The 12,848-nt window shown below is 70.6% G+C and carries 15 protein-coding genes and 3 tRNA genes; 2 read left to right on the top strand and 16 right to left on the bottom strand.

Annotated features, from left to right (window positions below; translation table 11 throughout):
- Positions 1 to 7: 7 nt before the first annotated feature.
- The 6 genes from IE99_RS0120770 to IE99_RS0120745 form a co-directional block, all read right to left on the bottom strand.
- The gene (locus IE99_RS0120770) at positions 8 to 868 is read right to left on the bottom strand and encodes a hypothetical protein (RefSeq protein WP_030173319.1); all 861 of its coding nucleotides are present in this window, start codon (positions 866 to 868) and stop codon (positions 8 to 10) included.
- A gap of 175 nt (positions 869 to 1,043) precedes the next feature.
- A complete protein-coding gene (gene rplA, locus IE99_RS0120765; RefSeq protein WP_030173313.1) occupies positions 1,044 to 1,760 on the bottom strand; it encodes a 50S ribosomal protein L1 in 717 nt (238 codons plus the stop codon).
- 59 nt (positions 1,761 to 1,819) lie between these two features.
- Positions 1,820 to 2,248 (bottom strand): 50S ribosomal protein L11, encoded by a 429-nt coding sequence (gene rplK / locus IE99_RS0120760; RefSeq protein ID WP_030173311.1) that lies wholly within the window; start codon positions 2,246 to 2,248, stop codon positions 1,820 to 1,822.
- A 279-nt stretch (positions 2,249 to 2,527) separates the two neighbouring features.
- On the bottom strand, positions 2,528 to 3,385 hold the full coding sequence (gene nusG, locus IE99_RS0120755; protein ID WP_030173307.1) for a transcription termination/antitermination protein NusG: 858 nt from the start codon (positions 3,383 to 3,385) through the stop codon (positions 2,528 to 2,530).
- A gap of 92 nt (positions 3,386 to 3,477) precedes the next feature.
- Entirely contained in the window at positions 3,478 to 3,726 is a 249-nt protein-coding gene (secE, locus tag IE99_RS0120750) for a preprotein translocase subunit SecE (RefSeq protein WP_030173304.1), read from the bottom strand.
- Between the two features lie 118 nt (positions 3,727 to 3,844).
- Positions 3,845 to 3,917, bottom strand: a tRNA-Trp gene (locus IE99_RS0120745).
- Positions 3,918 to 4,190: 273 nt separating this feature from the next.
- On the opposite strand from IE99_RS0120745, the gene IE99_RS0120740 reads away from it, so the two are divergent.
- On the top strand, positions 4,191 to 5,402 hold the full coding sequence (locus IE99_RS0120740; RefSeq protein ID WP_030173301.1) for a pyridoxal phosphate-dependent aminotransferase: 1,212 nt from the start codon (positions 4,191 to 4,193) through the stop codon (positions 5,400 to 5,402).
- 299 nt (positions 5,403 to 5,701) lie between these two features.
- Positions 5,702 to 6,706 carry an adenosine deaminase gene (locus tag IE99_RS0120735; protein ID WP_030173298.1) on the top strand — a complete coding sequence of 335 codons (1,005 nt, stop codon included), beginning with the start codon at positions 5,702 to 5,704 and terminating at the stop codon, positions 6,704 to 6,706.
- Between the two features lie 8 nt (positions 6,707 to 6,714).
- On the opposite strand, the gene IE99_RS0120730 is transcribed toward IE99_RS0120735, so the two are convergent.
- The 10 genes from IE99_RS0120730 to IE99_RS0120685 all read right to left on the bottom strand — a co-directional run bounded on the left by IE99_RS0120730 (position 6,715) and on the right by IE99_RS0120685 (position 12,435).
- Positions 6,715 to 7,302, bottom strand: coding sequence for a TMEM165/GDT1 family protein (locus IE99_RS0120730; RefSeq protein WP_030173295.1), 588 nt, complete (start codon positions 7,300 to 7,302; stop codon positions 6,715 to 6,717).
- 213 nt (positions 7,303 to 7,515) lie between these two features.
- On the bottom strand, positions 7,516 to 8,583 hold the full coding sequence (locus tag IE99_RS0120725) for a UDP-N-acetylmuramate dehydrogenase (protein WP_030173292.1): 1,068 nt from the start codon (positions 8,581 to 8,583) through the stop codon (positions 7,516 to 7,518).
- 79 nt (positions 8,584 to 8,662) lie between these two features.
- Positions 8,663 to 9,088 carry a MaoC family dehydratase gene (locus IE99_RS0120720; RefSeq protein WP_030173289.1) on the bottom strand — a complete coding sequence of 142 codons (426 nt, stop codon included), beginning with the start codon at positions 9,086 to 9,088 and terminating at the stop codon, positions 8,663 to 8,665.
- Positions 9,088 to 9,525 carry a MaoC family dehydratase N-terminal domain-containing protein gene (locus tag IE99_RS0120715; RefSeq protein WP_030173287.1) on the bottom strand — a complete coding sequence of 146 codons (438 nt, stop codon included), beginning with the start codon at positions 9,523 to 9,525 and terminating at the stop codon, positions 9,088 to 9,090. The genes IE99_RS0120720 and IE99_RS0120715 overlap by 1 nt, the downstream gene beginning before the upstream one ends.
- Positions 9,526 to 9,856: 331 nt before the next feature.
- Complete coding sequence (gene rpmG, locus IE99_RS0120710; RefSeq protein ID WP_026404241.1) at positions 9,857 to 10,021, bottom strand: 50S ribosomal protein L33; 165 nt, start codon at positions 10,019 to 10,021, stop codon at positions 9,857 to 9,859.
- 114 nt (positions 10,022 to 10,135) lie between these two features.
- Positions 10,136 to 10,209: transfer RNA gene (locus IE99_RS0120705), tRNA-Met, on the bottom strand.
- 271 nt (positions 10,210 to 10,480) lie between these two features.
- Positions 10,481 to 10,553 (bottom strand) — tRNA-Thr (locus IE99_RS0120700).
- 81 nt (positions 10,554 to 10,634) lie between these two features.
- Positions 10,635 to 11,762, bottom strand: coding sequence for an acyl-CoA dehydrogenase family protein (locus IE99_RS0120695; protein ID WP_030173282.1), 1,128 nt, complete (start codon positions 11,760 to 11,762; stop codon positions 10,635 to 10,637).
- Between the two features lie 44 nt (positions 11,763 to 11,806).
- Positions 11,807 to 12,223, bottom strand: a complete 417-nt coding sequence (locus tag IE99_RS0120690; protein WP_030173279.1) for a hypothetical protein — start codon at positions 12,221 to 12,223, stop codon at positions 11,807 to 11,809.
- Positions 12,220 to 12,435: a DUF1737 domain-containing protein gene (locus IE99_RS0120685; protein WP_030173278.1), complete on the bottom strand. Its 216-nt coding sequence runs from the start codon at positions 12,433 to 12,435 to the stop codon at positions 12,220 to 12,222. The genes IE99_RS0120690 and IE99_RS0120685 overlap by 4 nt, the downstream gene beginning before the upstream one ends.
- Positions 12,436 to 12,848: the final 413 nt, after the last annotated feature.

Genomic DNA, 12,848 nt, shown 5'->3' with positions numbered 1-12,848 from the left:
CGCAGGGTCAGCGGTACGAGCGGAACGTCATCGAGCCGGTGAACTTCCCGCCGGGCGCCTCCGACGCGAACCCGATCCGCGACGGCCTGCTCCCGGCGTCCGCCCACAGGTCCAGCGTCACCCCCGCGTTCGTCGGGATCACCTGGCTGATCTCGTCGGCCGCCTCCTCCGGCATGAACGGGTACACGTTGCCCATGAGCCCGTTCGCCAGATAGTGCGTGCGACCGTCCTTGTCCGGCCCGGTCGCCGTCATGCCCGGCACCGACCTGATCAGATGCGTGAACTGGCGCGGATCGGACTCGTTCTGCAGCTTCGACAGCTGCGCCCTGGTCAGCGTCGACCGCGTCCACTTCGCGCCGTCGTAGGACTTCATCGTCGACCCGCTCACGATCACCTTCTGCGTGATCTTCGTGAGCGTCCCGGCCTCCATCGTCTCCCGGACACCGGTCGCCGTCATCGCGAAGCTCGGCCACACCCGGATCGTCGCCGTCTCCGACTGATGCTGGTAGTCGCCGCCCTCACCCGTCGTCAGCTTCACGTCCGTCAGCCGCGTGAACGACCTCAGCTCCGGACCCGGGACGGGCTTCTTCGCCGTGTTCGTCCCCGGCGTGCCGGGACCGTTCGGCACGGCCGCGCCCGGCGTGCCCGGCAGCGGCGACGCGGAACCGGCGGGCGCCGCCGCCTGCCCCTCCGCGCTGTTCGGGTTCCGCGCGGACGGATCCTGCTGCGGGGCCGCCGCCGGCGGCGCGTCACCCGCGCCCACCAGGGCCGCGACGTCCGTCTTGATCGCCACCAGGGAGACCGTCGGCACGACGGCCACGGCGGCGATGGCGGAGATGGCGATGACCCGGTCGGTTCGACGCTTCACGGGGACGATTCAACACCAGATTCCCCACCGGTAACAAAACAATCCGATCACCGATTTGTCCTGAACCGGACCGCGATCTATGTATCCATCGCATTGCCTGCTAATGAAACGCGAAAAGCGGCGGAACATCCCCGGAAGAACCGGGGACGCCCCGCCGCTCTCGACGGTCGTTCGATCAGGCCTCGTCGAGCTCGGCCGTCAGGTTGCGGACCGCGTTCGGGTCGACCGGGATGCTCGGGCCCATCGACGTCGTCAGCACGGCCTTCTTCACGTACCGGCCCTTCGCCGCCGACGGCTTCAGCCGCTGGATCTCCTCCACCGCCGCGGCGTAGTTCTCCACCAGCTGGCGCTCGTCGAACGACGCCTTGCCGATGATGAAGTGCAGGTTCGCGTGCCGGTCCACCCGGAACTCGATCTTGCCGCCCTTGATGTCGGACACGGCCTTGGCCACGTCCATCGTCACGGTGCCGGTCTTCGGGTTCGGCATCAGGCCGCGCGGACCGAGCACCCGGCCCAGCCGGCCGACCTTGCCCATCTGGTCCGGCGTCGCCACGACCGCGTCGAAGTCCAGGAAACCGCCCTGGATCCGCTCGATCATGTCGTCGGAGCCGACCAGGTCGGCACCCGCCTCACGGGCCTCGTCCGCCTTCGCGCCACCGGCGAAGACCAGCACGCGGGCCGTCTTACCGGTGCCGTGCGGCAGGTTGACGGTGCCGCGCACCATCTGGTCGGCCTTGCGGGGGTCGACGCCTAGCCGCAAGGCGACCTCGACGGTCGCGTCGAACTTCGTGACCGCGGTCTCCCGGGCGAGCTTCACGGCCTCGAGCGGGCTGTAGAGCCGCTCGCGGTCGATCTTCTCCGCCGCGGCGCGGTAGCCCTTGCTGCGCTTCATTCCGGTTCCTCCTGGGAACGTGTGGTACGGGCCGCGCGCGACCCTGCCACGGTTTCGTGTTACTTGACCTCGATGCCCATGGAACGGGCGGTGCCGGCGATGATCTTCTCGGCGGCCTCGATGTCGTTGGCGTTGAGGTCGGGCATCTTGGTCTGCGCGATCTCGCGGACCTGCGCGGCCGTGATCGAGCCGACCTTGGTCTTGTGCGGCTCGCCGCTGCCCTTCTCGACACCCGCGGCCTTGAGGATCAGCTTCGGCGCCGGCGGCGTCTTCGTGACGAAGGTGAACGACCGGTCCTCGTAGATGGTGATCTCTACGGGGATGACGTTGCCGCGCTGGGACTCCGTGGCAGCGTTGTACTGCTTGCAGAAGTCCATGATGTTGACGCCGTGCGGACCGAGCGCGGTACCGACCGGCGGCGCCGGAGTCGCGGCGCCGGCCTGCAGCTGCACCTTGACGATCGCCGAGACCTTCTTCTTGGGAGGCATGCCTCTCCCTCAATGTTCCGTTTAACTGTGGTCCCGACTCCCGGACGACCCGGGCAACACGGCGGGCGGAACGTAACCACCGCGTTAGGACCCTGCTGTGCAGCATCCCCGCGTGCGCGGGGAGCGAGAATGAACCTTGACCACGGCCAAGATCTTGGGGTCATCCCCGCCCGCGCAGGGAGCGTGTATTCGGATGCGAGACCCGTCGAACCCTCCGGGACAACCCCGCGTGCGCGGGCGCGACCCGTCCAGGATACGGCCTGGCGGGAGCCGGATCGGTCAGATCTTGGAGACCTGGTTGAAGCTCAGCTCGACCGGGGTCTCGCGACCGAAGATCGACACCAGCACCTTCAGCTTCTGCTGCTCGGCGTTGATCTCGTTGACCGTGGCCGGGAGGGTGGCGAACGGGCCGTCCATGACGGTGACCGACTCGCCGACCTCGAAGTCGACGGTGGCGGTGACCTTGGCGGCCTCCTTGGCCTTGGCGGCCGGGTGGCCCTCCTCCGGCTCGGGCGCGAGGAGGTTCGCGACCTCGTCCAGGCTCAGCGGGGACGGCTTGTTCAGCAGGCCGACGAAGCCGGTGACGCCGGGCGTGTTGCGGACGGCGGCCCACGACTCGTCCGTGAGCTCCATCCGGACGAGGATGTAGCCCGGCAGGACCTTCTCGTTGACCTTCTGGCGCTTGCCGCCCTTGATCTCGGTCACCTCGTGCTGCGGGACCTCGATCTGGAAGATGTAGTCCTCCATGTTGAGGGTCTGGGTGCGGGTCTCGATGTTGGTCTTGACCCGGTTCTCGTATCCCGCGTAGGAGTGCACGACGTACCAGTCGCCCGGCTGCATGCGCAGCTGCATCTTGAATTCGGCGTACGGGTCGGCCGGCGGCCCGGGGGCCTCCTCCGCCTCGTCGGCCTCTTCCGCGCCCTCGACCGCCTCGGCGAGGTCGGCGGCGCCCTCGGCGGCGTCGGCGGGCGCTCCGGTCTCGTCCTCGAGCTTGACGTCGGCGGGCGTGTCCTCACCGGCGGCGACGGCGGCCTCGGCCGTCTCGTCGGCCGGCTCGGCCGCGGGGCCAGCCGCAGCAGCCGCAGCGGACTGGGCCTCTTCGATGGCCTCGTCGTAGGGCTGTGAGGGCTCGGACACGGCGACTCTTTCTCTCGGACGGGCTGCGGTGATGGACTTGCCGCGATGCGCTGCGCGGTTCGGCGGGGGCCCGGCGCCGCCGGGCGGCGGGCTCAGCCGAAGATCATGAAGGTGAGCTTCTGCAGGCCCCAGTCGGCGCCCGAGACGATCCCCATCATGATCAGCACGAAGACCAGCGAGACGACCGTGTAGGTGACGAGCTCGCGCCGGGTGGGCCAGATGACCTTGCGCAGTTCGGCGACGACCTGCCGCACGAAGAGGGCGGGCGAGGTCCGCTTGTGCGCGGACTTCCCCTTGCCTTCGTCCTTGGCCGCGGCGTCGCCGCGCGTCTCAGTCGCCATTGTGCCGCCGTTCACCTCATAGGTCGTGATCCAACCACGTCGTGGTTGCCGCGCAGGACGCGCCGTTCACCGCGGATCGACCGCGATGCGCCGGCACGGGTGCGCGCACCGCACCTCGCAGGGCAGGAGGGACTCGAACCCCCAACCGCCGGTTTTGGAGACCGGAGCTCTGCCAATTGAGCCACTGCCCTTCATTCTCCGGCTAAGGAGAACACCCGGCCCGGAGGCCGGATAGCGCCGGTCACAGCTTACGGCCTCCGCGCGATGCCTTCGCGCGGACGGATCGCATGCCGATGACGCGTCACTAGGAGGGTGAGTCTACGTCCCCGCGGCCTCCGCGTCGAACCGGAATCGCGCGGAACGCTAGGCGGAGCCGGAACGGGCCGCGCGGCCCGCCGATCGCGGCGCCGCCGACCGGCCGGATATCGCTCGGGTCCGGGCCCACGGTCTGTAACGATAGGGGTATGAGCATCGACCGTCCTCGCATCTCCCAGCGCATCGCCGCGATCTCCGAGTCCGCCACGCTGGCCGTCGACGCCAAGGCCAAGGCGCTGAAGGCGGCGGGCCGCCCGGTGATCGGGTTCGGCGCGGGCGAGCCCGACTTCCCCACCCCCGACTACATCGTCGAGGCCGCGGTCACCGCGTGCCGGGTACCGCGGTTCCACAAGTACACGCCGGCGGGCGGGCTGCCGGAGCTGCGCACCGCCGTCGCCGAGAAGACCCTGCGCGACTCGGGCTACCGGGTGGACGCCTCCCAGGTCCTCGTGACCAACGGCGGCAAGCAGGCGGTGTACGAGGCGTTCGCGGCGCTGCTCGACCCGGGCGACGAGGTGATCGTCCCGACCCCGTACTGGACGACCTACCCCGAGTCGATCAAGCTGGCGGGCGGGGTGCCGGTCGACGTGGTCGCCGACGAGACGACCGGCTACCGGGTGAGCGTGGAGCGGCTGGAGGCGGCCCGCACCGACCGGACGAAGGTGCTGCTGTTCGTGTCGCCGTCCAACCCGACCGGCGCCGTCTACACGCGCGACGAGATCGAGGCGATCGGCCGCTGGGCCGCCGAGCACGGGCTGTGGGTCGTCACGGACGAGATCTACGAGCACCTCGTGTACGGGGACGCGGAGTTCCACTCGATGCCCGTCGTGGTGCCGGAGCTCGCCGACCGGACGCTGGTGCTGAACGGTGTCGCCAAGACGTACGCGATGACCGGCTGGCGGGTGGGCTGGCTGATCGGCCCGCAGGACGTGGTGAAGGCCGCGGCGAACCTCCAGTCGCACGCGACGTCCAACGTGGCGAACGTGTCGCAGGCGGCGGCGCTCGCGGCGGTCACCGGCGACCTGTCGGCGGTCGCGGAGATGCGCAAGGCGTTCGACCGGCGCCGCCAGACGATGGTGCGGATGCTGAACGAGATCCCGGGCGTGCTCTGCCCCGAGCCGGAGGGCGCCTTCTACGCCTACCCCTCGGTCAAGGAGCTGCTGGGCAAGGAGATCCGGGGCAGGCGGCCGGAGACGTCGGTGGAGCTCGCGTCCCTCATCCTGGAGGAGGCCGAGGTGGCGCTGGTGCCGGGCGAGGCGTTCGGCACCCCGGGCTACTTCCGCCTCTCCTACGCGCTGGGCGACGAGGACCTCGTCGAGGGCGTGTCGCGCGTGGCGAAGCTGCTCTCCGAGGCGAGCTGACCCTCCCGCCTCCCGCCTCCCGCGAACACCGGCCGCCGGAGCGGAACGCCATGGCCCCGGAACCCTCGGTTCCGGGGCCGTTCCGTGTCCGGGACGGCCATGCCCGGATGGCCGCCGCGTGCCATGCGGAGTAGTCCGGTGTGGTGATCCTCAGGGGCGCGGGTCCGGCGGCGGGCGGCATCCGGCAACATTGATTCATGGAGGCCCGTACCGTTACCGCTCGTCCGGCCCTTGATCGTCGCGTGCCGGACGGCCCGGGGCCCGCGCCGCATCCGGCGCCCGGCTCCGCCCGCCCGGACGTGGCCCTGCTGCCGAAGGCCCATCTGCATCTGCACTTCACCGGCTCGATGCGGCACAGCACGCTGGTCGAGCTCGCCGCCGAACGCGGCGTCCACCTGCCGGACGCCCTGGTCGAGGACTGGCCGCCCCGGCTGCGGGCCACCGACGAGCGGGGCTGGTTCCGGTTCCAGCGGCTGTACGACATCGCCCGGTCCGTCCTGCAGACCCCGGACGACCTGCGGCGGCTGCTGCGGGAGACGGCCGAGGACGAGGCGGCGGAGGGGTCCGGCTGGCTGGAGATCCAGGTCGACCCGAGCGGGTACGCGGCCCGTTTCGGGGGCCTGACGCCGACGGTCGAGCTGGTCCTGGACGCGGCGAAGGCGGCGGCCGACGCGGTCGGCATCGGAATCGGCGTGATCATCGCCGCGAACCGGACCCGGCACCCCCTGGACGCCAAGACGCTCGCGCGGATCGCCGTCCGGTACGCCGATCAGGGCGTGGTCGGGTTCGGCCTCTCCAACGACGAGCGGCGCGGCCGCGCCTACGACTTCGAGGGCGCGTTCCGGATCGCGAAGCGGGGCGGGCTGCTGTCGGACCCGCACGGCGGTGAGCTGCTGGGTCCCGCGAGCGTCCGGGAGTGCGTCGACACCCTCGACGCCGACCGGATCGGGCACGGCGTGCGCGCCGTGGAGGACCCGCGGCTCCTGGAGAGGATCGTCGATCGCGGGGTGACGCTGGAGGTGTGCCCGACCTCGAACGTGGGCCTCGGGGTGGCGCTGACGGCGTCCGACGTGCCGGTGCGGCGGCTGTTCGAGGCGGGCGCGTCCATCGCGCTCGGAGCCGACGACCCGCTGCTGTTCGGCTCGCGGCTGGCGCGGCAGTACGACCTCGTCCGGGCCGAGCACGGTTTCTCGGACGCGGAGCTGGCGGAGCTGGCCCGCCAGTCGATCCGCGCGTCGGCCGCGCCCGGGGACGTCCGCAGGCGCCTCCTCGACGGTGTCGACGCCTGGCTGACCGGCACCTGAACCCCGCGTCAGCGGACCTGGGCGATGCCCTCGGCGAGGAGGATCACGCCGAAGGCCGCGAAGCCCGCCGCGGCCCCGTACTTGATCACGCGTTCGGGGAGCCGGCGGCCGAGCATCCGGCCCGCGACGATCGCGAGGGCGTCGGCCGCGACCATGCCGATCGTGGAGCCCAGCCAGACGCCGGTGAGCGCGAGGAGGCCGCCGTGGTCGGCGGCGAGGGCGACGGTCGCGAGCATCGTCTTGTCGCCCAGCTCCGCCAGGAAGAACGCCCCGCCGACGGCGAGGACGGCGGAGCCCGTCGCCCGTCGCGCCTTCTCGCGCTCGTCCGCGTCCAGCTCGTCGCCGCGGAGCGTCCACAGCGCGAAGCCGAGGAACGCGACGCCCGCGATGATCGAGATGGGCCCGGTGGGGAGGGCCGCGCCGAGCGCCGCGCCGAGGGCGACGCTGGCGAGGTGGACGAGCGCGGTCGCCGCGGTGATCCCGATCAGGACGTGCAGCGCCCGGAACCGGGTCGCGAAGGTCATGGCCATGAGCTGGCTCTTGTCGCCGAGCTCGGCGACGAAGATCACGACAAGGCTGATGATGAAGGCGGACACCGGGGTCCCTTCCGCTCGGATGCCGGGCGGAGGGCGGGGGACGCGCCGGTTGCGCGGACACGACGACCTCGGCCCGGCATCGCTGCCGGGCCGAGGGTCTCGTCCGCCTCAGGCTCTGAGGCCCGCGTGACCGGGCGCCGTCGGCGGCGCCAGCATGTCGATCACGCGATTGGGACTACTCCCCCTCGACGCGCCCCAGGCTACCAGCGCGCCTCAGAGCGCCACGCCCACGAACACGGGCTCGTTGACCAGCTCGACGCCGAAGGCGTCCTTCACCCCGGCGCGGACCTCGCGGGCCAGGGCGAGGAGGTCGTCGGTGCGGGCGGCGCCGGGGTTGGTGAGGGCGAGGGTGTGCTTGGACGAGATGCGCGCGGGACCGTTCCCATGGCCCTTGGCGAAGCCGGCGCGGTCGATGAGCCAGGCGGCGGACGTCTTGGTGCGTCCGTTCGGCTCGGGGTAGCGGGGGAACGTCGCGTCCGGGCCGAGGCGCTCGGCGACGCGGCGCTCCAGCTCGGCGAGCTGGGCGGGGTCGAGGATCGGGTTCGTGAAGAAGGAGCCGGCGCTGCGGGTGTCGGGGTCCGCCGCGTCCAGGACCATGCCCTTGCCGCGGCGCAGCTCCAGGACGGCGTCGCGCGCCTCCTTGAGCGTCACTCGCTCCCCCGGCCCGACCCCCAGTCGCCGGGCCAGCTCCGCGTAGGCGATCGGCTGCGACTCCTCCGACTCGCGGAGCTCGTACGTCACGTCCAGGACCACGTACCGGTCGTCGCCCTTGAAGACGCTGTGCCGGTACGTGAAGCGGCACTCCTCGCGGTCGAGGGTGACGCACGCGCGCGCGCGGCGGTCGTACGCGCGGACGGCGACGACCGTCTCGCTGACGTCCTGCCCATAGGCGCCGACGTTCTGGATGGGGGTCGCCCCCACGCGCCCGGGAATGCCGGACAGGCACTCCACGCCGGCGAGGCCGTCCGAGACGCACCGGGCGACGAAGGGGTCCCAGTCCTCTCCCGCCTGGACGCGGACACGGATCCGGTCCCCTTCGGCGGCGGCCTGCTCCATGCCGCGGGTACCGATGTGGACGACCGTGCCGGGGAACCCGTCGTCCGACACCACGAGGTTGCTGCCGCCCCCGAAGACGAGGACCGGCTCACCGTCGGCGTCGGCCTTCCGGACGGCGGACACGACCTCCGCCTCCGTCGTGGCCTCGACGAAGCGCCGGGCGGGACCGCCCAGGCGCAGCGTGGTGTACCCGGCCAGGTTCACCTCTTCAGCGAACACCGCCACGTGGACCTTCCCCTCCCCCTCGGCCCGCGGCCCGTCCGCGCCCCGTCGCGGCGCGGACGGGAACGGCGTGCCGTCCGTCTCAGGCGAGCCGGACGACCGCCTTGGCGCGCGTCAGGACCTTCTGGTCCGCGGACTTGGCGGTGAGCGCCACGACGACCTTGTTGTCGTCGAGCTTCTCCTCCACCTTCCCGCTGATCTCGAGGGTCGCGCCGCCCTCGTCGGGCACCACGACCGGCGAGGAGAACCGTACCCCGTAGTCCACCACGGCGCCGGGGTCGCCCGCCCAGTCCGTCACGAACCGGCCGCCCTGCGCCATCGTGAACATGCCGTGCGCGATGACGTCCGGCAGACCGACGGCCTTGGCGAAGCTCTCCCGCCAGTGGATCGGGTTGAAGTCCCCGGAGGCGCCCGCGTACATGACGAGGTTCATCCGGTCGACCGGGTAGCTCTGCGCGGGGATCTCGGTGCCGACCTCGACGTCGGCGTAGTTCACCTTGGCGGTCATCAGGCCCCCCGCTCCACGATCGTGTTGTACGTCTTGCAGATGAGCTCGCCCTCGACGGTCTTGACGTCCGTCTCGACGACCATCTTCTCGTTGCTGCCGATCGACTTGATCTCGGTGATCGTCGACGTGCAGGTCACGACGTCCCCGGCGCGCAGCGGCCGGGAGTACTCGAAGCGCTGCTCACCGTGGACGACCATCGCGTAGTTGAGGTTGAGCGCCGGGTCCGCCAGACCCGCGTTGCCGAGCGACACGACGATCGGGAAGGTCGGCGGGGCGATCACATCGGGGTGCCCTGCGGCCTTGGCCGCCTCCGCGTCCCGGTAGATCGGGTTCCGGTCGCCGATGGCGTCCGCGAACTCCCTGATCTTGACGCGGCTGACCTCGTACGGGTCGCTGGGCGGGAAGCTCCGCCCGATGAAATCACGGTTGAGTGCCATGCAATCCCGTCCCTCCAGGTAGACCTGGGTGCCACCGCCCGCGCCCCGCCGTCGGGCGGCGCGCAAGCACACGCTTTCGTTCTCGCACGGACCGTAACAGAACGAGATTCAGCCCGTCCCCACGGGTCTCGGTGAGAACGGGCTGATCTTGTTGCTGCGGGCCCACGGAGGGAGCGACCGCCGCCGATCGCGCGCGATGCCGCCGCGGGAAGGCCCTCAACGCCCGGCGCCGAGGGCACTGCCATGGCCCCTACGGGTCTCGCGGTTCGGGCGGTGGGTGCCGGCCCCGTGCGAGAGCGCAGCGGGCAGTACTTCGCCGTCGCGGCCTCGGCTAGCGGGTTTCGCGGTGCGGGCGGTGGGTGCGGCAGTTGGGGCAGTACTTCTTGATCTCGAGGCGGTCCGGGTCGTTGCGCCGGTTCTTCCGCGTGATGTAGTTGCGGTGCTTGCACTCCTGGCAGGCCAGCGTGATCTTCGGCCGGACGTCGGTGGCAGCCACGATGGAGTGCCTTTCTGGGCTAGGGACATGGACTACGTACGGCCGCCCGGGATGGACGGCCGGCGATTCGACCCAGCCTTCTCACCCCCAGGTGGGGGTGAGAGACATGGGTAGTAGCGAGGGCCGGACTTGAACCGGCGACACAGCGATTATGAGCCGCTTGCTCTGCCTGACTGAGCTACCCCGCCGTGCTGGTCTGCGTGACCGGTTCGTAAGGATACCGGATGCACACCGAACCCTGGAAACGCGAATACCCGGACGAAGATCGGGGCTTCGGCTTCGCGGGGTTCCCGCGGACGCGTACCCAAGGCTACCCGCTGTGCCGGTGACCTGCGAAACGTCCCGCTGGAACCGGTCGGACGCTACCACAGCGGACGGTCGCGGGCGAATCGCGGCACGTCGGTTAACGACGAAGGCCGCCGTCCGGATGATGTCCCGGAGGCGGCCTTGCTGCCGTTGAGCCCCTTTACGGAATCGAACCGTAGACCTTCTCCTTACCATGGAGACGCTCTGCCGACTGAGCTAAAGGGGCTTGCGTCGTTCGCGCAGTGATGACAATACACGGCTCCGCCGCCACTTGCGAAATCGATTCGCCCCACCCTGTCATCCCAGGTCAGCGGAGCAGATGGCGGCCGATGACGAGCTGCTGGATCTGGCTCGTCCCCTCGTAGATGCGGAACAGGCGGACGTCCCGGTAGAAGCGCTCAACGGCGACGCCGCGCATGTAGCCCATTCCTCCGTGGACCTGCACGGCCCTGTCGGCGACGCGTCCGACCATCTCGGAGCAGTAGTACTTGGCGCAGGACGGCCCGAGCTTGGTGTCCTCGCCGGCGTCGTAGGCCCTGGCGGCCTCCAGGACCATCGAGCGTCCCGCGAACAGTTCCGTCTGCGAGTCCGCGATGAGCGCTTGGACGAGCTGGTATTCGCCGATCGTCTTTCCGCCCTGGCTGCGCTGCCTGGCATAGGCGACCGTCTCGTCCAGGATCCTTTGAGCGAGACCCACGCAGAGGGCCGAGATGCTCAGGCGGCCGTGCGCGAGCGAGGCCATCGCGGTGCGGAAACCGGTTCCCTCATCGCCCACCATGGCGTCGACGGGGACACGGACATCGTCGAAGAAGACCTCCGCCGTGTGCGCTCCGCGCTGCCCCATCTTCTCGTCGGACGGTCCCACCTGCAGCCCTTCGGCGCCCTTTTCCACGAGGAACGTGGAGATGCCCTTGCCGCCGGGTCCGCCCGTCCGGGCGAAGACCATGAAGAGGTCCGCCTCAGGGGCGTTGGTGATGAACCGCTTGGATCCATTGATGACGTACTCGTCCCCGTCCCGCCCGGCGGTCGTGGACAGCGTGCTCGGGTCGGACCCCGCCTCGGCCTCCGTGAGCGCGAACGCGCCGACGACCTCGCCGGACGCCAGGCGCGGCAGCCAGGCGTCCTTCTGCGCCTCGCTCCCCGCCTTGGCGAGGACCTGCCCGGCGATGCCGTTGCTCGTCCCGAACATGGACCGGAACGCGGGGCTGGCGTACCCGATCTCGAAGACGAGCCGGACCTCCTCCTCCATCGAGAGCCCGAGCCCGCCGTACTCCTGCGGCAGCGCGTACCCGAACAGGCCCATCTCCTGGGACGTGCGCCGGATCCCCTCTGGGATGGCGTCCGTCTCCTCGATCTCCTCCTCGCGGGGAAGGACCTGTTCACGGACGAAGGCGCGGACGGACGCGAGCACATCGGCGAAATCCTGAGGTTCCATGGCACTCATTCTAGAATTTGATTCCAAAATGGGCCATCGTGTCGCTAGGGCTGGGGTCCCGGCGTGTGGTCCGGGTGCCCGTGGGTCCGGCGTTCCTCCTTGAGCCGCGCTTCGTGGAGGTGCCTGCGGCCGCCGGTCAGCGCGTCCCGCACCCGAGACTCATGGTGGCGGAGCGGCCCGTAGTAGGTGTCCTCGTACTCCTCGACGACCTGGAAGGTCCAGCGGTCCGGGAGGACGTTGCGGCCGACCATCTCACGGGACAGCTCCTCGGCCGGCTCACGGTGTCCCGCCTCGGCGAGCAGGGCCACCGCGTCCTCCAGCTGGAAGTCCGCCGTCCCGGTCAGCTGATGCCACGCGTAGAGATGCCCGCGCGCCCGCTCGATGGTCTCCAGCGCCTCGCTCAGCTTGCCGACTGCCGTCACGGTCGCCTCGTCGGGCTCCGGGGTCGCACCAGGACTCATGCCCCGCTAGTGCCCCGCCGCGCCGCGGATGATGCATCGTCCCGCCGGACCAGCGCCTGCGCGACGATCACACGCTCGCCGTTGAAGGTGAGTGCGGGCGACCCGTGCAGCTCGTATCCCAGCTCGAGCGCCGCGCTCACCCGCCGGCAGAACGCCTCGTCATCGGGCCCGGTGAGAATTCGATACCGCGGAAGATCCGTTGCCTCGGACATGCCGGACAGGTTATGCCGCGCCTCAGGGCCGGACCAGCGGCAGGGTGAGGTGGGCGTCACGGCCCCGGCCGCGACGAGCCGGTTCCGCCGCCATAGCTGCCGCCCGCCATTGCGAGTCGCGGGTCACCCGGACGATCGAGCCGGACCTCCGGCTGCCGGGCGATCCAGTCGACGAGTACCCCCGCGTCACGCCCTTCGACCCGCGGGTCGTCCACACGTTTCTCGTCGCTTGCGAGGGACGACGCCCTGCGAAAAAGGGCGACGCCCCGGGGCCGGGTCGGCCTCGGGGCGTCGTTGGGGGGTGTGGGCTGGTCAGTACTTGGGGTGGCCGAAGCCGACGATGGTGCCCATGGTGCGGGTGCGGACCATGACCTTGTCGCTGACGTTGCCTTCGACGGTGGTGACGGTGCCGT

Origin of the sequence: Spirillospora albida (assembly GCF_000718255.1) — a bacterium.
GTDB classification, from domain to species: domain Bacteria; phylum Actinomycetota; class Actinomycetes; order Streptosporangiales; family Streptosporangiaceae; genus Spirillospora; species Spirillospora albida.
Note: the sequence above shows the minus strand (reverse complement) of the source record. Positions and strands in the feature narration are given on the sequence as shown.